A 25678-nucleotide genomic window follows, 5' to 3' on the forward strand; every position below is an offset into this window, starting at 1 on the left:
GTTTCATCAAGGACGGGCTTCATGGTAAACTCGTCATGCTCAAAAAGCAGGTATTGTTCGGCGGCTCCGTAGTCGGCGTTTTTAGAGTTGATATGCTTGAGTGTTGCCAACCGCGTCACCTACTTTCTGTAAGACTTCATACTTGAGGGCGGCAAGGTCGGCTATGGCGGCGCGTACTTCGCCGGACAGCGCATTGTAGGGTGCGCCGTACTCATTCAGATACCGGGCAATCTGGTTGAGGTTGCCGCCGATCCTGCCGTACTCGGCGGCCAGCTTCCCGACAGCAGAGAGCAGTTCATCATTGACCGCCGACACATGGATAATGGGGCGTATGGCGGTGCGCCGTATCGCCTGCCGGAGAAATTCGGACTGGCTGATACCATAGGGCGCAAGCCGCGCTGTGAAGTCGGCGTATTCATCTTCGGACAGCCGGGTTTTCACAACGCGGCTGCGGTGGGGTGTGTTGTATCGCTTCGGCATGGGCTGTAAACCTCCTTTCACTTATCACAAAAAATTCTCTTATCTGTTAGCCATTTCCGGGGCGAAAGTGAGAAAAAACTTTTCGCCGGTCGGGAATATTTTTGCGGCGTAAGCCGCCATAGCAGGGTTTGGGGAAGGCACTCCCCAACAAGTTTCCCGCGAGGGACAAAACCGCAGAATTGCGGATTTTGGCACCGTGGTAGAAACTTGCTCTCAGTAAGCCGTAGACTGCCCCTGTCCGGGATTTCCGTACATAGAGCGAACGGGGTGGGGCTTTCAGCCCGCTGTACGCGGCCTTTTTCCCTTTCGCCAAAGATACATTTGAAAGGCCGCCAGCTACCCGCTGAACGGGGATTGCTACAAACTTTCTTTTGCTTCTGTAATGCGGAAAAAGGAAATTTGGCAACCGGCGGGGCAGAAAATTTTTCCTTTCACTCCCTACAACACCAGCAAAGGCAAAAATGACGGAAATTCTGGAAATTTTTTCTTTGCTTCTTAATACGGACAAATTTCAAAAATGCCAAACGGACAACAAAAAAAGCAGCAAATCTTTTTCAGACTTACTGCTTTCGTTGGCCGCCGGTGACGGCTGGTATTCAGTTTTGAAAATTCGAGTAAGGTTAGCCCAATGATGACATAGCAATTAAAGCAGGCTACCTTTTAATCCTTTCTTGAAAACTAACACGGCTTTGTCCGTTCCTAAAAATGACATAGTCTTAACCTGATAGCTCTCTTTTTCCATTTCTGTTACTTTTTCATTGATTTTTTGCTCCACATTTTCAGTCGTAATTCCTTCAATCAATATAGTTCTATACATTACGCGTGCCTCCGTAAAACTCGATTTTATTGGTCTTATTATACTACGGTTGATTTCTCTTGAAAATAGATGAATTGTAAACTTGCTGGTGAAAATCGCTAATGACAGTCGGTGTTCGTTCTTTGCTTATCGGTCAAAGCGAAATTTGAACAGCGCGGCGATTAGCTTCTGTTTTATATGTTCCTCAACCTCGGCGCTGACTTTCCCGTGTACTTTGGAACAGTATCGGATATATCCGGCGTAGTGGGAAAGAACGGTGTCGATTGCGTCCGGGTCGCCCTCATGCGCCTTGACGATTGTTTCATAGGGGAGAAGTTTACTCATGGTCTTTTCCCTCCATGAGCCGCCGCAGCCGTTTCAAAGCAAGCTGGATATGCCGCCCCGCTGTGCTGCGTGTCCGGCCGATATGTACGCCGATCACGCGCTGCGGCTGGCGCAGGAAGTAGTAACGGAAAAGTTCTTCCTGTGCCTGCTCCGGCAAAACAGAGATCGCGTCGGCAAGGGCGGCGTTGCAGAGCAGGACGGTCTGACCGCAGACGGTAAATGGGTATTCCTCGTCCGGCTCCGACGCGGCAAACTGGACAAACTTCTCGTTCATCAGATAGTCAAGGGAAACTTGCCGTTCCCATTGCCGTTTAAGCTTCAAAATCTTGTCCAAGGCGGCACAGCGGATAACAGTCTTGCAAAAGGCGTTGTACCTGCGCTGGATATATTCTTGATAGGCTATCTGGTCGGTCATGGAAATTCCCCTTTCTGAATAATAGTGCGGGGCGGTGGCACTTCTTGCTGTCGCCCCTTGATTGCCTACCAGCAAAGGCGGGCGGGGCTGTCAACGGCTGCGCATATGCGCCGTTCATCTTGACCGTTGACTGGCTCGGCTGGGTTTGCTATTTACCCGACAAACTTGAATTTATTTTAAGCTATCACGTTTTACCTTCTTAAGCCTTACTATCATTACCATAGGAATTTCTTTGTTGGTTTTAAAACATTCTTCATAAAATCCATCAATGACAAATCCAGCTCTAAAACAAAGGTTAAAAATATCTTGTATGGAACGATGATAATAAATCTGCTCTTTCGGTTGCCCTTCAATCGCTATATCATAGTAACTGTGCGGTGTCATATATTTTTCAGTCAACGTGACAAAACAAGGGTGTTGCGTTGCAAAGACAAAAATTCCGCTTTCCTGCAACAGTTCATAAACAGCCATAAGAAGTGGTTCAATATCCGTAATATCCATAATTGCCATATTAGAAACTGCTTTCGTAAAGGCTCGATTTCTTTTTAATTCTAATATACTTTTTCTATCGGTCGCATCCGCCACACAAAATTCAATTTGTTTTGCATATTGTGATTGCCGTCTTTTAGCCAATTCTATCATTTTTTTGCTGTAATCAAAAGCGACAACCGAAGCGCCTCTTTGTGCAAGATACGAAGAATAATTTCCATTGCCACACGCAATATCCAAAATGTAATCCGCAGGATTAGGAGATAGAAGTTCCGTTACTTTGGGACGCACTACCTCTCTGTGAAATTCATTAGATTCGTCACCCATTGCATTATCCCAAAATTGTGCGTTCTCCTCCCAGATTTTTTTACTTTCCTCTGTTCCCATGTTCTCTCCCACTCCCCAAATTTGCTTTTTTGCTTCCATTAAATCTTCCTTACTATATTCCATTGTTACCCTCCATAACTTCTGATTGTTGCCGTCTTGACGATTATGTATCTTTACATTACCTTCTGAAACATATGGCGCACCTTGTCCAGGCGGCTGTTTGGACGGCGGGGCTGGATGACCGGCTGACCGACAGCGGCCTGATATCCTTTCAGCTCTGTAAGGCATACGCTCCGCCCGTTGGTGTAAAAGGCCAGATCAGTACGGTATGCCTGTATACAGCGGGCGGGAATCTCGCCAGTAAAGACAACTTCATCCTTTTTTACCTGGGCCGTTTCGATGGTGGCACAGTATTTCGGTGCATCATGATAAGCCCTGGAAAGGTATTCCTGGGGCGCATAGAGGATGAAGGAGAGATAAGGTTCCAGCAGCTGCGTCCCCGATTCCTTCAATGCCTGTTCCAATACAATCGGGGCCAATGAGCGGAAGTCCGCCGGCGTGCTGACCGGACTGTAATAAAGCCCGTATTCAAAGCAAATCTTACAGTCCGTTACGTTCCAGCCGAACAAGCCCTGCTCCAGCCCGTAACGGATACCATCCCTGACAGCGTTTTGAAAACTCTGGTTCAAGTATCCCAGCGAAACCCGGCTCTCGTATTGTACACCGGAGCCAAGCGAGAGTGGTGTAACAGACAGTCCTATGGATGCCCAAAACGGGTTGGGCGGCACCTCGATATGGATGGTGTGGCTGGCTGCTTTGAGCGGCCGCTCCATATAAATGACGGAGGGTTCCTTTACCACTGTTTCAAGCTTGTATTTTTCCGACAGCAAAGCGGAAACAACCTCCAACTGCACCCGGCCCAAAAAAGAAAGAATGATCTCATGGGTGATGGAATCCACTTCGCAACGCAAAAGCGGGTCAGTATCCGCAAGTTGCGTAAGAGCGTCCAGCAGCCGTTCTCTTTGCGCTGCCGTTTTCGGCGCAATCGTCGTCCGCAGCATGGGGAGGGGGTCCTCGCGCCACCTTTTACGAGGGAGCCGGGTTTGGTCCCCTAATACATCGTTTAACCTCACGCTGTCGCTGGGAAGGATAACAATTTCACCCTGATAAGCGGTGTCTGTCCGAACAATTTCCCCTTTGGATGGAATACGCATCTCTGTGATTTTCAGCTTTTCTCTCCCGGCCAGGGCCACCGTATCCCGCAGGCGCAGCGTTCCGCTGTATAACCGTAGATAGACACGCCGCTGGCCGCAATCGGTGTACTCAACCTTGAAAACGCTGCCGCATAGGGCGGCGCCCCCCTGTTCCCCAATCGGTTGGAACAGCCCTGTCACCGCATCCATCAACGGTTGAATGCCAAGGCCATTTTTGGCGCTGCCATGATAGACTGGGAACAGGGAGGCGTCTTGAACCCGCTGCTGTTCCTCCCGCGCAAGTTTTTCCCGGCTGATTGGTTCTCCTGCGATATACTTTTCCAATAATTCATCGTTATTTTCGATGACCGCATCCCATGCTTCTATGTCGGTATTTTCCTCCAGGACTATTTCCGGGGACAGCGACACCGTCTGCTTGATGATAATATCGGCGGAGAGCTTATCCCGAACAGACTGAACCACGCTCTGCAAATCAACGCCAGCCTGGTCGATCTTGTTGATAAAGATAACGGTGGGAATGTTCATTTTCCGCAGGGCATGGAACAGAATACGGGTCTGGGCCTGCACGCCATCTTTAGCGGAGATCACCAAGATGGCCCCATCTAAAACAGCCAAAGAGCGGTACACCTCCGCCAAAAAATCCATGTGGCCGGGCGTATCCACAATGTTAACTTTACATCTGTGCCACTGGAAGGAAGTGACTGCCGCTTGAATGGTAATCCCACGCTGCCGCTCCAAAAACATGGTGTCCGTCCTCGTTGTCCCTTTTTCGACGCTCCCCGGTTCTGAAATGGCTCCGCTGGCATATAGCAGGCTCTCCGTCAAGGTCGTCTTTCCAGCGTCTACATGGGCAAGAATTCCAATATTGATTATTTTCATGTGATTGTCCTCCCTTTACAGCCCCAAAGGGCATAAAAATCCCCAGCAGTAAAATACTTTTACCACTGGGGATTATAAGTTGCGGACATACACATATACAGCATACACCTGTTTGTGATTGCTGTTTTTGGGGATATGTCAAAATTGATAAGGCAAAAGTATTCTTAAATTGGGTACAAAAAACTAAGCCCCTACAAAAGGAGCTATCATAATCCTTTGTTCCCACTATTTGATTATAGTTTTATTTAAGAATACCTTGCCGCATATTTTTTACTCCTTTTCTGGATTAAATCATTGTATCACATCAGTTTTAGGAAAGCAAGTACCTAAAAGAAATTTTTCTTCCCCTTATATGTAACAATCATACCGGCTTCCTAGCGTTCAGAATGTTTTCTGCTGTCTGCTGTGGTGTTTGGTTGGAATTGTCCAACCAAAAGCCGATCCGTGGTGTTGTCTGCATTTTACTAAATACAAATTCAATGTATACAGAAAGATATAAGGAGTGGGAGGGATTCCGCCGTAGTTGGCATTGTAGGAAAATCCAAAAGTTTAGATTTTCCCACAATGCTTATCTTTTGGTCTTTGGTTCGGAATAGTGTAGTGCTGGCGGTCTATCTCTTGTTTTCGGTTGCTTGCTTCCTTACCGTACATGAGCATTCGCACCGGGGTTGTCGTTGCCGTAACCTTCCAGCAGGTTGATGACACCCCAGATGCCGAGACCAGCGCCCAGAGCGATAACGAGGGTCTGAAGAACGGTGATAGCCTGATTGAAAAATGCCATAAATTATAGTTAGCCGGAATCATTTGAAAAGTTTGATTTAGTCATTCATAGGCATACAAAAGCCGGAACAATCGGCACCCGGTTTCCGGGGCCTGATTCCGGCTGTCCTCCTTTTTTCATTATTTTTTGGTGATTGTCCGCTTTGTACGCCGATGGCCCCATCCGGGGCGGTTGAGGCGGGTAGATAAGATCACTCCTATTACAATAAATTTGGACAGGAAAGCCGGACAGCCAGTCCGGCTTTCCCTCCATCTCGTGCCTAAGCTACAATGAGAGGAGCAACTGGCTGACCAATCACTCCTTGGGCTTGTATGTCCGTGTGAAAGACTGTTAGCCATCCTCTCGTTGCAGCGTTCGATTTAAGCAGGTTGAACCACCGGATGTCGGAGAGTTCGTGTCACACAATAGATTGAATCGGCAGCGAGAAAAGATGGATTCCGGTTGCAGATTCTTTGTATTGGAGGAATGTGAATGAACTGCGTTGGCATCGATGTTTCCAAGGGTAAGAGCATGATTGCAGTCATGCGGCCCTTCGGAGAGGTAGTGGTTTCACCCTTTGAAGTACGTCACACCGCCAATGAACTGAGCGAGCTGGCAGGACTGCTCAAAAGCCTGGACGGCGAGACCCGTGTGGTGATGGAATCCACGGGTAATTACCATGCTCCGGTGGCCTGGCTGCTCCACGACGCGGGCCTTTATGTCTCGGTAGTCAATGCAATGCTGGTGCATGACTACGGAAACAACAGTTTAAGACGGGCCAAAACCGACAAAAAGGATGCCGTAAAGCTGGCCAACTACGGTCTTGACCACTGGCTCACATTGCCGAGATATATCCCGGAGGAGGATACCCGACTCATGCTGAAAATCTGCTACCGGCAGTACCAACAGTATTCCAAAGTTCAGACCATGCTGAAGAATAACCTGATCTCCCTGCTGGACACCACCTTCCCAGACGCAAATCGCTTGTTTACCAGTCCGCCCCGCGCCGATGGCAGCGAGAAGTGGGTGGACTTTGTCGCTACTTTTTGGCATTGCGAGTGCGTTTGTGGCCGGTCTGAGAAGGCCTTTACTACCCAATACCAGAAGTGGTGCAGAAAGCACGGCTACAATTTCAGCGAGGATAAGGCGCTGGATATTTATGCCTCTGCTTGCAGACACTTCGGTGTCATACCGAAAACGGATACGGCAAAACTTTTGGTAGAACAGGCCATTTCTCAACTCCAGACAACTTCTTCCGCGTTAGCTGCTCTCAAACAGGAGATGCAATCCCTGGCAGCTTCTCTGCCGGAGTATCCTGTAGTGATGGGGATGTTTGGTGTTGGCCCAACCCTCGGCCCTCAACTCCTGGCTGAAATTGGCGATGTACGCCGTTTTCATTCCAAAAAAGCGTTGGTTGCCTTTGCGGGTATTGACGCCCCGCCCTACCAATCCGGTCAAATAGATGTCCGTAGCCGTAGCATTTCCAAGCGAGGATCTGCCTCACTGCGCAGGACGCTCTTTCTGGTGATGAGCGTCATCCTGCAATGTGCTCCAATAGACGAGCCGGTGTACCAGTTCATGGACAAGAAACGCTCTGAAGGCAAGCCATATCGTGTCTACATGATGGCCTCTGCCAACAAGTTCCTGCGCATCTACTACGCTTCTGTGAAAGCCTACTTGGAATCCCTGGAGCACGACTGATTTTTACACTCTATACCATCTGGCTGGCCGCCGTTTTAATTTTGAGATGCTCAGCGGCTTGATTTTGTATTGCATTTTTTCGCCTCCCTAAAAATCTGAAATTTCTACTTGACTTTTATTAGCAGGTCTTTCACAGCGGAACAGATTTACACGCCCTCTGCGTCTACTTCATACACATCGTAGACCTCGTTGGGCTTGAGCTTGAGCCGGGTGGACAGGAACGCCTCGATGTCAAAGGCGTTCTTGGGGTCCGCGTCGGCGGTGTACGGGTAATTGGGGTGCTTGGTGATGTCGTACTTGTCCGAGAGGAAAGGCCGCACACCGCGCAGCTGGAGGATACACTTGCCGCCGTCCATGACGGCCAGTTCATCCTGGCTCATAAGCTCTTTGCCACAATGTCAAGTGATGAATTTAAAATGGACAAAAAGTAACCCTCCCCAATTAAGAGGAGGGTTGGTATAATATACACAGAAAATAAGAGTTTTTAAATTTCGCTTTCATAGTCTTTTCTTCAAAAGGACTACAGAAACATGAAATGGAATTGAGAAAATTTGAATGGGATTCTTTAATTCCTATACAAGTTATTAGCGACACAAAATGTAAAATGATAGAGTTCGTATAAAAACAGAATTTTTACATCATATTAAAAGCAAATTATCTGTTGCTAATTTTAATTTCCAGTTCTTCAAGTGAATCCAGGATACATGTTATCGTGTGTTCAAATATGGGATTTTCTTTAATTTCTCCACGATACTTACCAGTAACATGCCCCAAGTATTTTTGGGCTTCTTGATGCTTTCGTTCATTAGCATTGTATTCACTTCGATATTGATAACTACTCTCAATTCTTGCTACACCAAGTGCCCTACGGACTCTGTTCACATGTCGAATAATTTCACCTGTTGCCTTATCAAGTTGTTCTAGAATAGATTTACTTGAGTTGATTGCAAACTTGTTACCTTTTTCATCTGACATTTTTATTTGGTAAATCTCCCAATCGATACTAAAGGTGATTTGTCCAACCAGAACATTATTTCTATCGTAATAATATAAAAATATTTTTTCTATAATATTACGTTCATATACTCCTTTTTCGATAGATTGGATACAAGCATCATCTGCACCAAAGGCGGTGGCAAATTCTGATATCGTTAATGCTAAGACTTGTAATCGACTATATACTTCAACATCTATGCTTTCCAATTCTACATCCGCCATTTTTTCTCCAATTTCCTTTCTCTATCTTTTTTACGTTGTGTTGCTAATTCATCTAGTTGTGATAATGTGATTTTATCCAAATGCATTCTTATAGATTGACTTAAGTATTTTATACTAGTTGTAGATACAGAATCAATTTGCGCAATCTGATCACTAAGCTGTTTCCTACGAAGATCATTAATTAACTGGGCAAAAAATGCGACATTACAATCTTGATATTTTAGAAAAAATTTTTTAAAATTTCCAGTATCTCTATCTAACAGTATGGAACCATATAATGATTTTACAGTTTCATACTTTTCATCGCTTGTTGGTTCCCAAAAGAAAATATCGGCTCTCCCATCTCTAATTAAAGCAGGGTATACTTTAGAAAAATCATTGCCTGTTAAAATAATTGGAATTCTTTGCTTAGGAATTGCTTCTGCCAAATTCATCATATAACCAATTAGTAAGTTGGAGTTAATTGTTTTATTCACTTTTTCGTCTGTTGTGGCATTTCCCATATGAAAGTCATCGATTAGTATGCACGGATATATGCCACTATACAACAATTCCAAAGCTTCGTTATACACTTTTTGTAAAGCTTCTCTTGATTCACCCTCTTTTTTGCCTGATAATTGGGATGCAGAAATATACTTTACAGCAATTCCTTTTTTATTGCATGCCGCAATTGTCTGCATTGTCTTCCCCTGACCAGGAGAGCCTTCAATAACTAGATATAGCGGTGGTTGAAAGAAATGATTGTCCTCTAAATAGTTCAGAATTATATGGTCAGTAACTCTTCGCATAAATCGTTCGGGAATAAACATATTATCATATGCTTTACTATACACCAAATTTTCTGCGGCACACTCATTAGTCATGTTTAGTTCTCCTTGATATTTTTATGACTGTCTTGTCATTCTTTTGTATGGCAAGTCGTGTAGCTAAAGTTTTATAATATTCATCAGATAAAGGATCAAGGCTTTCGATATCTTTTATTCCACCTAGATTGCTCTTCAAACGGCTAAGCGGATCGATTTCAGGTGGGATGATGACCGTTTCTTGTTGTTTTGGCGTATCTTTTTTATCATCACGCCTCATTTTTGCAATGAGCGCGGCAATTATTGTTCCCATTGCAGTAATAATTGCTGCAATGATTGCTGCATACTGCGGATTCTCTGATATTGTTTTCAATACAGCTTCCATAATTTAACCCCCCGTATTTGCCTGGGTAGTGTCAAAACTACCTTCATTTTTTATTGTAAAAGTTACGTTTTACCTTGATTTTTCGGAGGTTTGCAAATTAAAAGAGCATTGACCTCCCTTTTCGTGTATAATGTCATCGACCAAAACAACCTTATACGAAAGGAGCCAATGCTCATGGACATTATACTTTATCTTCTCACCATCATTCAATACCTTTATCAGATGAATTGCTGGTTATTAAATTTTATCTGCAGATACATTCCACTCAGGCAGTGGGCGTTTGATGACTCCCATTCCCCGAAATACCAGAAATACAGGATTGATGAACTCCCTCTGATCACAGATTTCCGTCAGGACTGGACTTACAAAGAACTCATCCCTCACTTTGAAAAACGTTACGGCAAGAAGATCCGTCCCATCAAACGGCGGTCCAGATGTGACATCCCCGATGACTGTTCCTGTCCCCGTTGTCAGGCTCCGAAGCCATATCTTTACAAGAATAACGGTTCCAAAGGTCAGCTCTCCTGTAAGGTCTGTGACGCAAAGTTCTCCCAACAGGATAACCGCTTCTCTACGATAAAGCTGCGCTGCCCTCACTGCGGGAATACCCTCGTTCCCAAAAAGGACCGCAAGTTTTTTGTCCTGCATAAGTGTGTGAACCCGAAATGCCCTTACTATCTCCACAATCTTAAAAAAGTGAATCCTGAACATCTCAATGAGGCTTACGGAAAGAATAAATACAAGCTCCATTACATCTACCGTGAATTCACCGTGGATTTCTTCCGCATGGATTTAAACTCCCTTCCGAAAAACGCCTCTTCCCTGAAGTTCAGCCGGCATGACGCCCATGTCATGGGGCTCTGTCTGACTCTCCATGTAAATCTTGGTCTCTCCCTGCGCAAGACTTCTCAGGCTCTCAAAGATCTTTACAACATCCGGATCTCCCACCAGCAGGTCGCCAATTATGCCCGGACTGCCGCCCTCGTCATCAAGCCTTTCGTTGACAACTATGAGTATAAGACCGGAACCACCTTTATCGCCGATGAAACCTATATCAAAGTCCGCGGGATCAAAGGATACATCTGGTTCATCATGGATGCGGTATCCCGCTCCATTCTTGGCTATCAGGTCTCTGACAACCGCGGGGTAGGTCCCTGCATCCTTGCTATGCGCATGGCTTTCCGTAAGTTGAAGCAGCTTCCGGAAAACTTCCGCTTTATCGCCGATGGCTACAGCGCCTATCCGCTTGCGGCACAGCAGTTCTTCCACCAATTCGGTGAGAACTTCCGCTTTGATATCACTCAGGTCATCGGGCTCACGAACGAGGACGAAGTCTCCAAAGAGTTCCGCCCTTTCAAACAGATGATCGAGCGGCTCAACCGTACGTTCAAAGCCTCCTACCGCATAACATGCGGCTATGACAACTATGAGGGTGCCAGCTACAATGTCGCCCTCTGGGTCGCTTATTATAACTTTCTCAGACCGCATCAGCACAACCACTATCGTGTTCTCAATAAAGCAGAGCATCTGGAAAATGCCGACAACATGCCGGGCAAGTGGCAGCTGCTTATCTTTCTCGGGCAACAGACCATCCTGCAGATGCAGAAGTCTCAAGCAGAAGAATAAGTCTGTTCCTAGATTCAGAGCCGGAGATAACAACTCAGCCATCCCGGAGGGATTTACCCTTGATGGCACGCAAAAACAATGCTACAATGCTGTGATCCAGACGGAGAAACCAGCCTGTTCCTGAGTTCTTCGCCGTCGATAAGGCACTCAGAGCATTGCTTTTGTGTGCTGTCAAGGGTGGCGTAAGCTGCCATCAAACATCATATCTGCAATTTTCAAGGTTCAATCTGAGCCTATTTCTTAGACTTCATTTTTTCATAACTCATTTGACACTACCTTTGCCTGATATATGAAGAGAGAACTGCTGAATCACTCTTTGGTATAAACCGATATTTTAAGGAAGGTAAATTCTATATTGATATTTCCCCCACAAAATTATAAACAATCCTGACTTCCTGCGTTTTTTGCCCATCAACTTTCTTGACTTCACCCACTAAAATCCGGCTAATAAGACGGTTCAAAATGGTTTCGTCCAACTCCTGAATGGTGGCATACTGTCGAATCTCCCGGATAAAGGTGCGGACTTCACTTTCCTGAGCATCAGTCTGCTGACGCATTCGCAACAGCTCCTGCAAACGGCGCTGATTTTCTTCCTGTTCCTGCTCCATGGCGGCGGTCAACTTCACAAACCGCTGCTCAGAGATCACGCCTTTGGCCTTATCGGTATAAAGGCTCAGAAACATATCGTCAATTTGCCGGTTTCTGGCTTCCAGGCGCTCACGCTCTTTCTGCATCTCGGAAGCATCCACCATATATCGGCGCTCCATCCGGCTGCTCAACCGTTGATAAAAGGCATCTGCATCTTTGAGCGCCATCGCTGCCAGTTCCTGAATATCCTTCAGAACGAGATTATACAAATCCCTGGCTTCGATTTTATGGCTGGTGCAGGCGTTTTTGCCCAGCCGGTTGTAGGTCTGGCAGATATAATACGCCTTGTCAATTGGTTCCCGCATCTCGCCGGTAAAGCGGTTTTTGCCAGTTCTGCCGACCTTTTCATACCGCACCTGCATGGATTTCCCACAGGTGGCACAGTAGATAATACCGTGGAACAAGTTGTAGAAGGGGCAGGCATTGCCTTTCATAATAGGTGGCCTGCGATCTACGATTGCCTGCACCTGTTCCCATTCCTCCGGTGTCACAATCGCTTCATGGCAGCCCTCAATGATTTCCCAGTCCTCACGGGGAATGATGTCATAGGTGTTGGAGCGAATCCCTTTCTGGTGCGTCCTGCAAACCAGATGAGCGCCCTTATAAAAAGGGTTACGCAGGATATGGCTGATTCTTGCGCCGCCCCACGCATAGTAGTTGACATCGCAAGCGGTATTTCCTTTTACTCTGGTGATGGGAACCTTGTCCTCCATCAGCTGCTTGGCAATCCGCATACAGCCCCAGCCATCCAGTGCCAGGTCATAGATTTTGCGAATCACTGGAGCAGTTTCCGGGTCGAGGATCAAATGCCCCCGATCCTCCGGGTCACGCATCAGCCCCAGGGGAGGCTGTCCGCCACAGAACTTTCCCTGCCGGGAACGGGTCATACGCCCCGCCAGCACTTTCTTGGAAATATCCCGGCTATACATATCATTCAGGATATTCTTGAACGGCGTGATGTCCATTTCCTGACGGGTCAAACTGTCCACACCATCGGTAATGGCGATATAACGGACATTGTGTTTGGGGAAGAAGATTTCAATATAGCTTCCAGCTTCGATATAATTTCTTCCCAGTCTGGACAGGTCTTTGGTAATGACACAACCGATTTTACCGGTCTCAATATCGGCAATCATACGCTGAAAAGCTGGACGATTGAAATTGCGGCCGGTGTAACCATCGTCCACATAATACTCATACTGGAACATCCCATTTTTCTCGGCAAATTCCTTGAGCATAAGTTTCTGATTGCTGATACTCATACTCTCGTTATCGCCGCCATCGTCCAGAGAAATACGGCAATAGAGGGCTGTGATTTTCTGATTGACTTGTTTTTTCCTGCTCATAGCAATCTCCTTCTATGAACAGGGACACGATATACATATTATACCATGCCCCTGTTTTTCCTTCAACCAATTCCCTCAGCTTGCCTTGCGTTCCAGCCATTCTTCAAAGTGTTCGCAAGTTTGCCGTTCAATGAGCTGTTCAAAGGCTTCCTGCATGGTTTTATCACCTGAAAACTCCCGTATCACGATAAACTTCACTTTTTTGCTCAGCTTGTTTTCTTGCTTTTGGGTTTTCTCCATAGGCTACCTCCATAGATCAGAAAGGCCAGGCAAAGGGAGCCTGCAACGAAGTCCGGCAACAGACCTCGAAAAACCTGCAACCTATCGTCTGACCATCGTTTCTTACTTTTCAAATTTTCTTGTGAAATCTCGTTGCTTTCGTTGTCAGAGAACAAATACCCGCCCAAAAGTCTTGCTTTACGGGTATTTATCGTATCTACACCCCCACTTTTGCGGCAACAAAGTCAGCAACCAGCCGACAACCTACTGGGCAACAAACCCCGTAAATCAGGCAATCCACTCCTTTGGCAGCTCCAGTTGACGGACTTCTTCCTCGCTCAGCTCTACAAATCCACCTTCGTTGTCGGGCGGTTCGTTGTCGGAAATCTCCCGTTCCCAGCCCCGCTGCCGACCATAGCCCGCAAACATTCGGGGATTGGAGAAGGGCTTCCAGCCCGTCACCACTGTGTTCATGATCTCGTTGATGTTGTGCAGCTGCCAACGCTTCGGCTCATCAATGGCGTGTCCCAACGCTTCCTTGAATAGCTGCTTGGAGCAGACCACATTGCCGGTGTAGTGTTCCAGAAAGCCCTGGATTTGCCCGGCCTCGGTATCCTCCGGCATGAAGTCCTTCTGAACCTCCACCAGCTGCTTCTGAATCTCCTTTGAAAACTTCATGGAATACTCTCCACTGCGGTAAATGGTCATAGCCTCCGCCCATACCTGCAACAGATATTCCCTGGAAGCGGCTTCGTCCTCCAAAATGTGAACCTCCGCTTTCTCCGGGTCAATCATCACTGGCAGGAACCGGCGGTTTCCGGCCCGGTCAAGGGGTAGGAAATCCAGCGTGTTGGAGGAACCACCGAACACACACTGCCGCAGACGGTCTTTGGGCTGGGTCTCATAGGGGGTGCGGTAGGTTTCCTTTTGGCGACTGATAAAGGAGCGGATCTCCTCAATGCTCTTGGCGTTGCTGGTGGCCAGCATCTCAGACATCTCGATGATCCAGTGGCCTTGCAACTTGGCAAACACCTTGTCATCATCCAGCTTTTTCAGGTCATCAGAGAACCACTCATCATGTATAGCCAGGAAGCGAAAGAAGGTAGACTTTCCGGCTCCCTGGCCGCCCACCAGACAGAGCAGTTCCTCATACTTGGAACCAGGATGGAACACCCGGCGGATGGCTCCCAACAGAAAGTGTTTGAGCATTTCTTCCACATAGTTGCCCTCATCCGCCCCCAGAAAGTGATGCAGGCAGGAGCGTATCCGGGGTATGCCGTCCCAAACCAAGCCATTCAACACATCCTGAATGGGGTGATAGCAATTTTCGTTTGCCACGATAGAGAGCGCCGCCATCAGCTTCTTTTCACTGGTCAGGCAATAGTTCTGCTCAAAGTAAAGGAGCAGATATTTGACATCGGTATCGGTCAAGGCACTGGTGCTTCTGCGCCAGCCCAGATCCCGCACAATGTCCACACGGTCGGTCAGCAGATTCAGCCGGATTGCTCTCCGTAAAAGCGGATCTTGGCAAAACACCGTGCGGCAATTTCCAATGGTATTGGCCGGTTGTCCTTTTTCCGTCGTGGAAAGGCTTTCCCGCACTTCAGCAACGGTCAATTCCTCACTTTCGGCCTGCCAAGTGACAGGCACTAAACTCTGAGTTTCGCTGTTCAATGTTTCTCACCTCCTCAAGGAAAAGGCACCTGATTTGTATGCAAAATCAGATGCCTTACCGATCCATATCCTGTTTTCGCTGCCGTTGCTTTTTCCGCTTTTCCTCCCGCTGGGTGCTATCCTGTTTGGCCCTGTGCAGAAAATCCAAAATGGATTCTTTGGCCTTTTCCTGAATCTGCTGTTTGCCAGCCTGCTTGACCTCCGGCTGCATCAGCTTCTTCTGGATTTTTGTCAGCGCAGACTGCATAGTATTTTTGATTTTGGAAATTACTCCATCCAGCCGGGCAGCGGCATACTCACGCTCTTTTTGCGGCGCTTTCCGTTCCGGCGAGAGTACCCACTTTTTTGTTTCCTCCACCAGCCGGAGATCCTCTTTATGGGTTTCCTGCCGGACAGTATCGGTGACAACCTCTACCGCCTTGTCATAGGCAATATCCGAAACTTCCTCCACCAGTGTTTCTACATCCTCGATTTTCAGGGTCAGTTCCTCCAGTTTTTGTTCCTGAGCCGCCAGCTGCTCCTTTTGCTTCATCAGAATGTAGTCCTGCTTTTCCAGATACGCCCGCCCGCCATAGGACGGCTCCTGCTCCAAATGCACCCCATGTTTGCGGCTGATGTCAAAGAGCAGCGTGCGGCATACTGCATCAAAGGTTTGCTTGCGGTTGTTATGTTTGCCCTTGGGTTTACTCGGATCAGGCAATTCAAACCCCAGTTCTTCCAGCGCCTTTTCCTGTTGGGGGCACAGCTCCCCATACCGGTTTTTACAGTCAAACACATGGCGTTCATGGATGTGGGGCGTGCCCTCATCCAGATGCAGCGCCCAGTCCAGAATGTGGATATGGGAACCAAAGCGCCGTTCAAACTCCTCGTAAAATTCGCTGACAATGAGTGCCAGAGTACCCGGTGGAACGGATTCTTCCATGGTGCCAATCTGGTAAATACTTTCCTCCGGGCAGGTCTTGTTGTTTTTCAAAAGATCTTCCACCGTGCGGTTGCGCTCAGTGTGCCGGGTTTTCTCGTTCCGGGCGTTCTGGGCATCCACATGGTCAGAGTAATGCTCGTAGTAGTACATCCGCTCGATTTCTTCAAAGCTGAAATCCGGCTGTTCTGGGTTCTCCCGAAGTTCGGGGGTAGTGAATCCACGGTAGCAGTCCCAGTACACATTTTTCTTGGCTCGCTGGGCATCAATGTGTTCGCTGTTCTCCATATCAAACCGGCGGTCATTGTGCCGGGGATTATAGGTGCCATGCTTACCGGAGCGTCCGTTGTGCCGTGTCAGTTTCAATTTTCATCCCTCCATTCTCCGTTGATTTTTCCAGAAGGGGAGCAGCGGCGAAGCCGCCAAACCTGCGGATTTCTGCGTCAGGTAATACCCAGTACAAGTTGACGCAGGCATCAACTTTCCCTGGGCAAGGCGTTTCGCCCTTGACCCGATGGGGCGGCTGCCCTCAACCCGCCAATGGGCGTTGCCCCTTGACCCCAGCAGTGCGCTGCCGCCCCTGCACCCAGGCACAAAGGGCTTGCAGCCCTCTGTACTCCCGCTCCGGCGAAGCTGGCTTCCACCGCAGAAGCGGTTTCCGCCAGTTTCACCGGCTCCGCATCCACACAGTTACGCCCATCGGCGGGAAGTGGATACGGAATACGCCTGCGGGGATTGCCGGTCAAAACGCCGGGTGCAGACCCGGCATTTTTGCCGTAATCGCCCCAATTTCAGGCGATTTTTTCTTCCGTTGTCACCACCTGAAAGCCATGCTCTCTGGCGTAGGCGCTGGCGGCGGCTTTCCGTTCCTCGCTGTACGGTGGGATGAACCGAATCGACAGCCGGGACTTGTCCAGCACATAGGTCACGCTGCCCTCCGGCGTGCTGCGCTCCAACCGGCACAGCAGCGGATACTTCCGGCTGAAATCGGCCAGCCTGCGCTTCAAGCTGGCGTTGAAGGTGTAGATGCTGGCAAGGTTCTCGGCCTCGTTCCAGTTGATGATGGTTTCTTTTTCATACTTAGACAGCTTCGTCATACAAATCCTCCTCATAAACGGTGTAAGATTTCAGCACACGCAGGCTGCGCTTGAGACGGCGGTACTCGTCCATCTCCATGCGCAGATGGTGGTAAAAAGCCTCGTACCAGCTTTCGCCCACCTCCGTCTCCATCTTTCGGGCCAGCCCCAACATCCGGCGTTTCGCCTCCGGGTCAACGGTCAGGGCCGTCAGCCATTTCAGCCGTGTCACCGTGTTGTGGTGGCTGGGACAGGCGAAAGCGTAGAGAATCTTCTTTTCTTTCATGCTCAGTTTCATAATGATATTCCTCCATTTCTTTGCTGCGGAGCCATGCGCCCCGCATGATAAACTTGTTTTTTGTCCGCCGGTCTGCCTGCAAGCCGTTCCTGTCCGGAATTTCTCCCGGCGTATCGGCCTCTTTGGTGCGCTCGATTTCTGTCATGGCGTCACTTCCCCGGAGGTCATACCCCTTGCAGCCGGTCATTCGATTTTCAAGGTCCAGTGCCTGTCTGCAAGAACCATTCTATCGAAAAAAGGGGGCTGCTCCCGTATATCCAAGACGTTGGAAAAACGCTTGAAAACCGCATATTTCCACGCTTATGGAATCGTGCTATAATGGGTGTAATCACTGAAAAAACGATAACGAGAGAGGGGGCATTGGATGTACACAAAGCTGTCAATCCCGGAGCGGCTCAAAGACCTGCGGGTGGTGGACAAGCACCTGACGTTGGAACAGCTGGCGGAGCAGACCGGCCTGTCCAGATCGGCGCTGGGAAAATATGAAAGCGATGATTATAAGGACATCAGCCCGTTTGCGGTTGCGACACTGGCGGATTTTTACGGCGTGTCCGCCGACTATTTGATGGGGCTGACCGATAACAAGGAGGTTCCCAACGCCGATGTGCAGTCTCTTCATTTGAACGATGAGATGATTGAGCTTCTGCGGAGCGGCAAGATCAACAACCGGCTTCTCTGCGAACTTGCCACGCATCCGAACTTCCGGCGGCTGATGGTGGATATGGAAATTTGTATCGACCGGATCGCCAATATGCGGGTGGAGCAGATGAATCTGGTGATGGAGGCCACCCGGCAGACCGTCCTCAGCAAATATGCGCCCGGAGAAGATGACCTCTATGTGCGGACACTGGAGCTGGGGCAGGTGCAGGAAAGCGACTTTTACAGCCACGTCATGCACGATGACCTGGACAGCATCGTCCGGGATATACGGGAAGCCCACTTGAAGGACAAGACCACCGCCGACCCGCAGCTCACGCTGGATGACGTGAAGGAAAAGTTTGAGCAGGCACTCGAACAGGGCAGTCAGGAAGAAATGGTAATCCACGAATTTTGTAACAGGATGCAGATACCCTTCGAGAAGATTTCCTCGGAGGACTTCTCGGCGTTTTTGCGGATACTGAGCCTGTCCAAGATGCTCAAAAATCCCAACAACATGAGGGGAAAGGCCAAGCCGCAGCCGTACTATGCACCCAAGCGTAAGAAACGCAGATAACAAAAAAGCCATCCACCGTAAAAAGTGAATGGCTTTCATGTTTTCAGGCTATACAACAGGGACTATTTATTCTCGCCCCGCTGCACCTGTTCGTGGGCCTCCTGCTGGACAAGTAACCCAGCTGAAAAACCGTATTTGAAGTGGCTTTCGTTTTCCTCGCACTGGGCTATCGACACCTGCTCTCGCAGTTCCTCGACCAGTTTATAGTCCTCCTTGCTCAGACGCTCCGATAATGTCTCCATCAGGTCTGAACAGGCTTTGACCGCCCGTTTGTACTCCGGGGAATCAGCGACCACCGTTTCACAAGGATAAAACCTGCCGTTATACATTTCTTCCAGAATCATGCACCCCACCTCCTTCAGGCGAAAATCATCTCTGCCCGGATGATTTCCTCTGCCCGGATGCGGATGCTGTTCATGGCTCCAACCCAGGCAAGCTGGTCACGGGCTTTTAGTTCCTCGGTGATACCCTCCGCAACCTGCATCTGCGAGATGATACACGCCAGCCGGTCATCGGCCTGCTCATTCAGATCGGCAAGATATGTCCAGAGTTTTCCCGACAGAAGCAGTTCATTGTACTGGCCAGGACGGTGTTCTTGCAGAAACGCCTTGTGCATCCGCCCCCACCGCCCGATGGGGCGGCTTTCCTCCGGCAGCTTCAGATCGGGGATGTAGTAGTCTCCCACCAGCGTATAGCTGATGCCGTTGTGATGGACTTTCTTTGGTAAATGCTCCATGTTCGACCTCCTGTATTCAGTTTTTTCAGAATCCAGTTGATCGTGTCCCTGTTCATGATAAATTCAAGGCAACTGAACTCTTCACGAACAAGTATGGCACATCTTTGCCGAGCTTTTGGTAGTTAAGAGAATGGGATGTCTCGCGGCCCCGGCTCTCGCCGGTGTTGTAGGTGTCGATGGTCTCCTTGCCCAGCACGGCGGCCAGCTCCTTGAGGGTTGTCGGCTCTTTGCCGCCCAGGAAGATGGAGGTATCCATGTTGCCGATGATGGTATCGGCGTTGTCCTTGTAGATAGCTTTGAGCTGGGACTGTGCTTGCAGCACCAGGCAGGCGGAAATCTCACGGCTTCGGATGGTGGCAACCAGCTTTTCCAGCCGAGGGATCTGTCCAATATTGGCGGCCTCGTCAATGAGGCACCGCACATGGACCGGCAGCCGCCCGCCGTACACATCGTCCGCTTTTTCGCAGAGCAGATTGAACAGCTGGGTGTAGCACATGGAGATCAGGAAGTTAAAGCTATCGTCCGTGTCGCTCATAATCAAGAACAAGGCGGTTTTCCGGTCTCCCAGGGTATCCAGCTCCAGCTCGTCGTAGGCCGTGACCTCCCGCAGCTCCGCGATGTCGAACACGGCAAGGCGCGCACCGCAGGAAATCAGGATGGATTTTGCGGTTTTGCCCGAAACGAGTTGTCAAGGACTTTTTAATCAAATTCACAAAAAAGCCACAAAAAAGTGCCAGAAGCAGATTTTAGCTCCTGACACTTTTGCGGATGGGTTATTTGCTCCTGCTTAACAGTTCGTCGCAAAGGTACGCATATTCCGGCAGTTGGTCGATATAGGGTTGCCAGCGTCGCTTTATCTCGGCCAGTTCCAGCGGATCAGCGTCCTCGAAGTCGTGATCGTTTCCGGTCATTCCGAAAACATCCAGTGCTATATCGTTCAAGCACTCATAACAAAGACCGACAGCAGACTCTATCCAGTTGCCGGTGTCGATATAAACCGGGTCGATACATATTGCCAGCCACACATAGCCGACCTTGTCCGACCAAACCAAATCATAAGCGGTCATCTGCTGGATATGTTTCTCAAACACTTTGCGGACGCGCTCAATCTCATTTTTCTCTTTTTCTGTGTACAGCATTTTCATGTCCTCCTTGGCTAAAAGTTTTGGTGTGTACCATCATCAGTTTAACACAAGGCGGCTGGCTTTATTAGCCGGTCACATCTGCTGTATTTCGTTTTTGAGCATACGCTTGATTTTGTCGCTCATGGTTTCGGTGCTGGTCTGGCTGAAATGGACGCGCACCTTGTAGGTGGTCTTGCCGATTTTCTTTACCAGCGCGGGGGCATCCTCCGGCGCTCTGGCCGGGGTGGTGTCTGCGGTCTGCATGGTACGGGTTTCTTCGCTCATGGCGCTCCTTTCTCCGGGCGGGGCTGCGCCGTCCGGCAAAACAATCAATCGCTCTTACGGTTCACAAGGTCTTTCGCCGCCTGCTTGGTGGCCCCGGCGTTTTCCTCCCGGAAGTTCTTCCCGGCAAAGAGGATCGGGGCGCACCGTTCTAGGATACGGTCATAGATACGGGCGTGGGCCAGGTCAGACGGGTTCTTGAGTTCGGCCAGTTTCAGGTTGGTGGTGATTATCATGGGCCTGCGGCTGCGGTAGCGGCTGTCAATGACGAAAAACATCTGCTCCATCGCATACTCGGTACTGCGCTCCACACCCAGATCGTCAATGATAAGCAGGTCGTACTCGTCAAAGCTGGCGATAAAGTCGGCCCTGTCCTCGGAGAACATCCCCGTCAGGCGGTTCAGGATGGTGGGAAAGTTTGTCATCAGCACCGGCACATCCCGGTCAAGCAGGGCGTTGGCGATACAACCGGCGAAAAAGGACTTGCCGGTTCCCACATCCCCGAACAGCAGCAGGCCGGTGTTGTTCCTGTATGCCTCCTTCCAGTTCTCAACATAGGCGCGGGCCTTGTCCATTAGGGGATTTTGGCCATTGTCGTTGGCAAAAGTGTAGTCGTACAGATAGCGGTCTTGCAGGCCCTGGGCCTTCCGGCGCTTGATACGCTCCATGCGGCGTTGCCGTTCCTCGGCAGCTTTGCGCTGTTCCTCGGCCTCACGCTGGCACTGGCAGATACAGCGGGGCATGAAGTAGCCGGGTTTCCCAAAGCATGGCACAACGGTCTGCCTCTGGCCGCCGCACTTTTTACAGTGAATAAGGCCGTCTGCCGGGTCTATGTACTCGTCCCCGGCCAGCTCCACACCGGCGGCTGCCTTGTCGATCAGCGCCCGGATTTCTGCGGTAATCTCCATCATACGGTTTCATCCTCCTTTACGCTGTAATCACGGTTGCGGGTGGGCGGGGACGCTTTCTTCGCGTCCTCACCGGCCCAGCGCCGGATGGTGGCGGCATGGCTCTGATACCGCTTGCCGGTAGAAGCCATGTACTCGGACAGCTTTTCGATGTACTGGCCCCATACGGTGGGAAAGCTGGCCTGCAAGTCTGCCAGTTCCTCATCCGTCAGAAAAACATTCTGGTAACGGCCATAGGCGCGGGCGGAGCGTCCCTTCTCTATCTCTCTCTTTATTTCTATCTCTTTCTCTAACTCTATCTCTATCTCTGGTGGACGAATGTCGGACAAATGTCCAACCTTTGTCCGGGGCGTGGAAAGAGCCTTGTTTTGGAGCCTCGCCGCCCGCTTTCGCTCGGCCTCGGTAGAGGACTGGCCGATCAGCAGCTCGATATTGCTCATGTAAAAAGTGCCGCTGTCCAGCACTTCCACAAGGCCCAGCTTCAGGAAAATTTGCAAGGCCCTCTCCACAGTGCCGATCTGCTGGCGGGTGATAGTGGCGATCATCTGCGCCGTGTAGGGGATATTCTCGTCAAGCTGGAGCCGCCCGCCGTGTTTCAGCGATTTCAGATACAGCTTGAGCAGAATGTTGGAGTACAGCACACCGTCCTGCATACTTTCCAGCAGCACGATGGAGTCATCGTCAAAATAGTTCTCTTTGAGTTTCAGGTAGTAATATTTTCGATTGTCTGACATGGGTTCCTCCTTGGGGTTATTTCAGGGGTCTATACGCCTTTAGAGGGCCGTTTTGGGGGCCAAAGGATAAATCTATCAGGCCCCCGCCGACACCCTCGAAAAAGTCCTTGATTTACAAGGGGTTTTCGGCCCCTAAAGCGTGACATTTCGCCCTCTGTTTGCGCTTGCGCTGGGCGGCCTTGATACGCTTCATGCGTCCGGCACATTCCGGGCAGTATTTGGCCCGGTTGGAGCCGGGTGTGAACAACGCCCCGCAGACGGCGCACCGTTTGGCGTCCAGGCAGTGGAACAGGGCCGTTTCCAGTTCCCTGTCCAGCGGCAGCACCGCCGCCCGGAACCACTGACACAGCAGGGAGTAGGAAATAGACTGGACACAGACACATTCCTCCCCATCGTCCAGCGCGATACAGTGGCCGCCGTCATAGTTGCAGCACTCATGTACCAGCCGCCGCGCTCTGCGGTACTGGCGGTAGTCCATGACGGGGACGGGTTCAGGCTTGCTTTTTTTCATGCTGGCACTTCCCACACCCGCCGCAGTTGCCGCAGCCCTGGCAGGCATGGGCCTCCGGCTCCGGGCCGGTGGGCGCGTCTGCCGGTTCCGGCTGCAAGAGGGCAAGGGGCAGGTCGATATTCAGGTGGACGGTCACAAGATAGTGAGCGGTAATCATAGGCGGTTCCTCCTTAATTTTTTGTGAATTTCAAGTCTATTGAGTTGATTTTGCGTTGCAAATGGCATATACTATAAGTGCAATAAACTTGAAAGGGGCTGATACAATGGCTAACACGACAAATTTCAGCGTCCGTATGGACAGCGACATCAAAAAGCAGTGCGAAACGCTTTACAATGAATTAGGCGTGAACCTTACCACAGCGATCAATGTCTTTCTGCGTCAGTCGCTCCGCGCCGGTGGCTTTCCCTTTGAAGTCAGGCTGGAACAGCCCAACAAGGAAACCATTGCCGCCATGTTGGAGGCAGAACGGATTGCGCGTGATCCCAGCGTGAAGCACTACTCCGATGTGGAAGAAGCCCTCCGGGAGCTGAAAAGATGAAGCGCGACATTGTTTGGACAACAAAGTTCAAAAAGGACTACAAGCTGGCGATGAAGCGTCACATGGACATCGGTCTGCTGGATGACATTATCCGGGCCTTGTCGCGGGGCGAAAAATTGCCAGAGAAAAACAAAGACCATGAGCTGACCGGCGATTGGGTGGGGCATCGGGAATGCCACATTCAGCCGGACTGGCTGCTCATCTATCGCATTGAGGACGATGTGCTGGTGCTGACGCTGGCCCGCACCGGGACGCACAGCGACCTGTTCGATAAATGAGAGTGCTGCCGCCGTATGGGGAAACCTGTACGGCGGTTTTTCTGTGTGTAAAGGGCGTCACGAAACATGACACCCCTGCAAGGGGTCACCAAAACGCCGTACCCTTTACCGCTCCGGCCCCCGGTCATGGGGCTTGTCCCGTTCCTGCCGGGCCAGTTGGTCGGCGGCCTTGCGGAGCCGTTCCACGGCTTTCAGTTCCTCCCGCATGGCTTTCATGTCGATGCTGTCCACCTGTTTCTGGGCGGTCAGCAGGTCGATCTCACGCCGCCATTCCTTGGGAGTGATTTCCTCGCCGCTGGCTTTCAGCTCTTTCAGATACCGGGCCGCCGCGTCATAGAGGATCAGTTCCCGACTGTGGCGCTGCTCGAACAGTTCCCGTTTCTCCGGCTTCACCTTGGCAAGCTGCCTATGGACAGCCTTGTACTTGTTGTACTGCGCCCACATCTCCCCGCGTTCAGTGAGGACAGCAATCCGGCGCTCGGCCTGGACAATCTTCCCCCGCAGGTCATAGTAGCTGCTGTTCATGTCGGAGATTTTATCGTGGAGCTGCTGCATGGTCTTGATCCCGTTTGCCTGCATAAAGCTGAACAGGGCGGCGCTCTCCTGCAAAGCCCGGATTTTACCGGTGCGGGTGTCGGGCCGCTTGAGCTGCTGCTGGGCCTCCCACAAGTCAATCATGCTGGGCTGCTGGCCCTCCGGCTTCTCCGCCTCGGCCTTCGACCAGTTGTAGAGACGGGTAATGCGGGCCTTGATTTCTTTCAGCAGCTTGTTGTCGGCGGCGATCTGCCGGTTGACTTCCCCCTTGTCGGTGCGGATGCCGCGCTTCTCCATCTGGCTGGCCGCTGGCCCCAGGTGGACAGAGGGGATTTTATCAATGCCCCGGCGCTTGTAGCTGCGGTGGTCTACCAGAGCGGGATGCCCGGCGGCCTCCAATGCCCGGTTGGTATAGGCCGCCCATGCCGCCCGCCAAATCTCCACATTCCCTTTGTCGTTCCAGTCTGTGGTGTCCTCCCGGTGGTTCTTCCAGCCGCCTTTCCCGTCCGGGATGCGCTGGCCGTTCTCGTCCAGGTCGTATGCCTTTCGGCACTTCGCGCCCCATGCGCCATTTTCTTTTAAGGGCCGGACGGTCAGCATGATATGGACATGGGGGTTGCCGGTTCCCTTGTCATGGATGGCAAAATCGGCGCACATCCCCTTGTCCACAAAGTTGTCCTTCACATAGGCCCGGACAAGGGCAAGCTGCTGTTCTCTGGTAAGCTCGCGGGGGAGGGCCGCTTCAATCTCGCGGGCAAGCTGGCTGTCCCTGGCTTTCTCGACCTGCTCCACACTGTTCCAGAGGGTGTAGCGGTCTGCAAATGACCGCGGGGCGTGGGCGGGCAGCATGATTTCCGCATGGACAACGCCGCCTTTCCGGGTGTAATCGTGGGTCAGGCCGTCCCATTCATTCGTCAGCCTGGTTCCGCTTCGGTAGGCGGCTGCGGCAACAGCGGAACGGCCCTCGCTGCGCTTGATGATACTGACGGGGATATGACAAAAATCTATGGGGGCACCTCCTTTCGGTGAGGGATATTCAGGCCGCAGGGGACGGGACAGCCGCTTGCGGATGTTCCGTGACCTGTGGCGCACAAGGGGTTTGGGGAGTGTAGCTCCCCATCGCGGACGAAGTACGCTGGCAGCCCCCGGCAGGGCGCACGACACCGGCAACGGTGTATAAGTGCGCCCTTGTAAACAAGGG

The 25678-nt window shown here is 50.4% G+C and carries 30 protein-coding genes and 4 pseudogenes; 5 read left to right on the plus strand and 29 right to left on the minus strand.

Annotated features, from left to right (window positions below; translation table 11 throughout):
- From B5F54_RS17355 to B5F54_RS12090, 8 genes and pseudogenes are all read right to left on the minus strand, one after another.
- Positions 1-110, minus strand: a pseudogene (locus B5F54_RS17355) (relaxase/mobilization nuclease domain-containing protein); the annotation flags it as partial.
- A complete protein-coding gene (locus B5F54_RS12055; protein ID WP_087234534.1) occupies positions 82-480 on the minus strand; it encodes a plasmid mobilization protein in 399 nt (132 codons plus the stop codon). The pseudogene B5F54_RS17355 and the gene B5F54_RS12055, both read right to left, overlap by 29 nt.
- Positions 481-1123: 643 nt before the next feature.
- Positions 1124-1297 (minus strand): hypothetical protein, encoded by a 174-nt coding sequence (locus B5F54_RS17690; protein ID WP_172749726.1) that lies wholly within the window; start codon positions 1295-1297, stop codon positions 1124-1126.
- A gap of 126 nt (positions 1298-1423) precedes the next feature.
- Positions 1424-1621 (minus strand): helix-turn-helix domain-containing protein, encoded by a 198-nt coding sequence (locus B5F54_RS12060; protein WP_087234536.1) that lies wholly within the window; start codon positions 1619-1621, stop codon positions 1424-1426.
- On the minus strand, positions 1614-2036 hold the full coding sequence (locus tag B5F54_RS12065; protein ID WP_087234538.1) for a sigma-70 family RNA polymerase sigma factor: 423 nt from the start codon (positions 2034-2036) through the stop codon (positions 1614-1616). Before B5F54_RS12065 ends, B5F54_RS12060 begins: the two co-directional genes overlap by 8 nt.
- A gap of 171 nt (positions 2037-2207) precedes the next feature.
- Positions 2208-2975, minus strand: a complete 768-nt coding sequence (locus B5F54_RS12075; protein ID WP_002586626.1) for a class I SAM-dependent methyltransferase — start codon at positions 2973-2975, stop codon at positions 2208-2210.
- Between the two features lie 50 nt (positions 2976-3025).
- Positions 3026-4945: a tetracycline resistance ribosomal protection protein Tet(W) gene (tet(W), locus tag B5F54_RS12080; protein WP_002586627.1), complete on the minus strand. Its 1920-nt coding sequence runs from the start codon at positions 4943-4945 to the stop codon at positions 3026-3028.
- A gap of 652 nt (positions 4946-5597) precedes the next feature.
- Positions 5598-5726, minus strand: a pseudogene (locus B5F54_RS12090) (Maff2 family mobile element protein); the annotation flags it as partial.
- Between the two features lie 471 nt (positions 5727-6197).
- On the opposite strand from B5F54_RS12090, the gene B5F54_RS12095 reads away from it, so the two are divergent.
- On the plus strand, positions 6198-7406 hold the full coding sequence (locus tag B5F54_RS12095) for an IS110-like element ISEnfa110 family transposase (RefSeq protein WP_002382856.1): 1209 nt from the start codon (positions 6198-6200) through the stop codon (positions 7404-7406).
- Positions 7407-7552: 146 nt separating this feature from the next.
- On the opposite strand, the pseudogene B5F54_RS12100 reads toward B5F54_RS12095, so the two are convergent.
- The 5 genes and pseudogenes from B5F54_RS12100 to B5F54_RS18425 form a co-directional block, all read right to left on the minus strand.
- Positions 7553-7798: pseudogene (locus tag B5F54_RS12100) on the minus strand (VirD4-like conjugal transfer protein, CD1115 family); the annotation flags it as partial.
- A gap of 262 nt (positions 7799-8060) precedes the next feature.
- Positions 8061-8624 carry a hypothetical protein gene (locus B5F54_RS12105; protein WP_087234539.1) on the minus strand — a complete coding sequence of 188 codons (564 nt, stop codon included), beginning with the start codon at positions 8622-8624 and terminating at the stop codon, positions 8061-8063.
- Positions 8612-9487, minus strand: a complete 876-nt coding sequence (locus B5F54_RS12110) for an AAA family ATPase (protein WP_087234541.1) — start codon at positions 9485-9487, stop codon at positions 8612-8614. The genes B5F54_RS12105 and B5F54_RS12110 overlap by 13 nt, the downstream gene beginning before the upstream one ends.
- Positions 9480-9812, minus strand: a complete 333-nt coding sequence (locus tag B5F54_RS12115; RefSeq protein ID WP_087234542.1) for a hypothetical protein — start codon at positions 9810-9812, stop codon at positions 9480-9482. The genes B5F54_RS12110 and B5F54_RS12115 overlap by 8 nt, the downstream gene beginning before the upstream one ends.
- A gap of 237 nt (positions 9813-10049) precedes the next feature.
- Positions 10050-10562, minus strand: coding sequence for a hypothetical protein (locus B5F54_RS18425; protein WP_442856124.1), 513 nt, complete (start codon positions 10560-10562; stop codon positions 10050-10052).
- A 36-nt stretch (positions 10563-10598) separates the two neighbouring features.
- On the opposite strand from B5F54_RS18425, the gene B5F54_RS18430 reads away from it, so the two are divergent.
- The gene (locus tag B5F54_RS18430; RefSeq protein WP_442856125.1) at positions 10599-11438 is read left to right on the plus strand and encodes an IS6 family transposase; all 840 of its coding nucleotides are present in this window, start codon (positions 10599-10601) and stop codon (positions 11436-11438) included.
- Positions 11439-11788: 350 nt separating this feature from the next.
- On the opposite strand, the gene B5F54_RS12125 is transcribed toward B5F54_RS18430, so the two are convergent.
- From B5F54_RS12125 to B5F54_RS12145, 6 genes are all read right to left on the minus strand, one after another.
- Positions 11789-13432, minus strand: coding sequence for a recombinase family protein (locus tag B5F54_RS12125; protein WP_087234544.1), 1644 nt, complete (start codon positions 13430-13432; stop codon positions 11789-11791).
- 75 nt (positions 13433-13507) lie between these two features.
- The gene (locus tag B5F54_RS17695; RefSeq protein ID WP_172749727.1) at positions 13508-13672 is read right to left on the minus strand and encodes a hypothetical protein; all 165 of its coding nucleotides are present in this window, start codon (positions 13670-13672) and stop codon (positions 13508-13510) included.
- Between the two features lie 267 nt (positions 13673-13939).
- A complete protein-coding gene (locus tag B5F54_RS12130) occupies positions 13940-15268 on the minus strand; it encodes a virulence-associated E family protein (protein WP_087234598.1) in 1329 nt (442 codons plus the stop codon).
- A gap of 112 nt (positions 15269-15380) precedes the next feature.
- Positions 15381-16610, minus strand: coding sequence for a serine/arginine repetitive matrix protein 2 (locus B5F54_RS12135; protein WP_087234545.1), 1230 nt, complete (start codon positions 16608-16610; stop codon positions 15381-15383).
- A 425-nt stretch (positions 16611-17035) separates the two neighbouring features.
- Positions 17036-17341: a molecular chaperone gene (locus tag B5F54_RS12140; protein ID WP_087234546.1), complete on the minus strand. Its 306-nt coding sequence runs from the start codon at positions 17339-17341 to the stop codon at positions 17036-17038.
- On the minus strand, positions 17325-17618 hold the full coding sequence (locus B5F54_RS12145) for a hypothetical protein (RefSeq protein WP_087234547.1): 294 nt from the start codon (positions 17616-17618) through the stop codon (positions 17325-17327). Before B5F54_RS12145 ends, B5F54_RS12140 begins: the two co-directional genes overlap by 17 nt.
- 364 nt (positions 17619-17982) lie before the next feature.
- Between B5F54_RS12145 and B5F54_RS12155 the strand changes: the two genes are divergently transcribed.
- Positions 17983-18831: a helix-turn-helix domain-containing protein gene (locus tag B5F54_RS12155; RefSeq protein WP_087234548.1), complete on the plus strand. Its 849-nt coding sequence runs from the start codon at positions 17983-17985 to the stop codon at positions 18829-18831.
- Positions 18832-18893: 62 nt separating this feature from the next.
- Here the strand turns inward: B5F54_RS12155 and B5F54_RS12160 are convergent, their stop codons facing one another.
- The 9 genes and pseudogenes from B5F54_RS12160 to B5F54_RS17700 all read right to left on the minus strand — a co-directional run bounded on the left by B5F54_RS12160 (position 18894) and on the right by B5F54_RS17700 (position 23283).
- Positions 18894-19175 (minus strand): DUF6809 family protein, encoded by a 282-nt coding sequence (locus tag B5F54_RS12160; RefSeq protein ID WP_087234549.1) that lies wholly within the window; start codon positions 19173-19175, stop codon positions 18894-18896.
- A 14-nt stretch (positions 19176-19189) separates the two neighbouring features.
- Positions 19190-19567: a TnpV protein gene (locus B5F54_RS12165; protein WP_087234550.1), complete on the minus strand. Its 378-nt coding sequence runs from the start codon at positions 19565-19567 to the stop codon at positions 19190-19192.
- A 97-nt stretch (positions 19568-19664) separates the two neighbouring features.
- Positions 19665-20255, minus strand: a pseudogene (locus tag B5F54_RS12170) (VirD4-like conjugal transfer protein, CD1115 family); the annotation flags it as partial.
- A gap of 85 nt (positions 20256-20340) precedes the next feature.
- On the minus strand, positions 20341-20706 hold the full coding sequence (locus tag B5F54_RS12175; protein ID WP_050616860.1) for a hypothetical protein: 366 nt from the start codon (positions 20704-20706) through the stop codon (positions 20341-20343).
- Positions 20707-20784: 78 nt separating this feature from the next.
- A complete protein-coding gene (locus B5F54_RS12180; protein ID WP_178627770.1) occupies positions 20785-20955 on the minus strand; it encodes a transposon-encoded TnpW family protein in 171 nt (56 codons plus the stop codon).
- A gap of 65 nt (positions 20956-21020) precedes the next feature.
- Positions 21021-21884 (minus strand): ATP-binding protein, encoded by an 864-nt coding sequence (locus tag B5F54_RS12185; protein ID WP_050616858.1) that lies wholly within the window; start codon positions 21882-21884, stop codon positions 21021-21023.
- Positions 21881-22615: a phage replisome organizer N-terminal domain-containing protein gene (locus B5F54_RS12190; RefSeq protein WP_050616857.1), complete on the minus strand. Its 735-nt coding sequence runs from the start codon at positions 22613-22615 to the stop codon at positions 21881-21883. The genes B5F54_RS12185 and B5F54_RS12190 overlap by 4 nt, the downstream gene beginning before the upstream one ends.
- A gap of 112 nt (positions 22616-22727) precedes the next feature.
- Positions 22728-23126, minus strand: coding sequence for a cysteine-rich VLP domain-containing protein (locus B5F54_RS12195; RefSeq protein ID WP_087234551.1), 399 nt, complete (start codon positions 23124-23126; stop codon positions 22728-22730).
- The gene (locus B5F54_RS17700; protein ID WP_172749728.1) at positions 23107-23283 is read right to left on the minus strand and encodes a hypothetical protein; all 177 of its coding nucleotides are present in this window, start codon (positions 23281-23283) and stop codon (positions 23107-23109) included. Before B5F54_RS17700 ends, B5F54_RS12195 begins: the two co-directional genes overlap by 20 nt.
- Before the next feature lie 106 nt (positions 23284-23389).
- On the opposite strand from B5F54_RS17700, the gene B5F54_RS12200 reads away from it, so the two are divergent.
- The gene (locus B5F54_RS12200) at positions 23390-23665 is read left to right on the plus strand and encodes a type II toxin-antitoxin system RelB/DinJ family antitoxin (RefSeq protein WP_050616855.1); all 276 of its coding nucleotides are present in this window, start codon (positions 23390-23392) and stop codon (positions 23663-23665) included.
- Positions 23662-23943 carry a type II toxin-antitoxin system YafQ family toxin gene (locus B5F54_RS12205; RefSeq protein WP_050616854.1) on the plus strand — a complete coding sequence of 94 codons (282 nt, stop codon included), beginning with the start codon at positions 23662-23664 and terminating at the stop codon, positions 23941-23943. The genes B5F54_RS12200 and B5F54_RS12205 overlap by 4 nt, the downstream gene beginning before the upstream one ends.
- A gap of 105 nt (positions 23944-24048) precedes the next feature.
- Here the strand turns inward: B5F54_RS12205 and mobQ are convergent, their stop codons facing one another.
- On the minus strand, positions 24049-25641 hold the full coding sequence (gene mobQ, locus B5F54_RS12210) for a MobQ family relaxase (protein ID WP_242969698.1): 1593 nt from the start codon (positions 25639-25641) through the stop codon (positions 24049-24051).
- Between the last annotated feature and the right edge of the window lie 37 nt (positions 25642-25678).

The sequence above is a fragment of the Anaeromassilibacillus sp. An250 genome, assembly GCF_002159845.1.
In the GTDB taxonomy this organism is placed as follows: Bacteria; Bacillota; Clostridia; order Oscillospirales; family Acutalibacteraceae; genus Anaeromassilibacillus; species Anaeromassilibacillus stercoravium.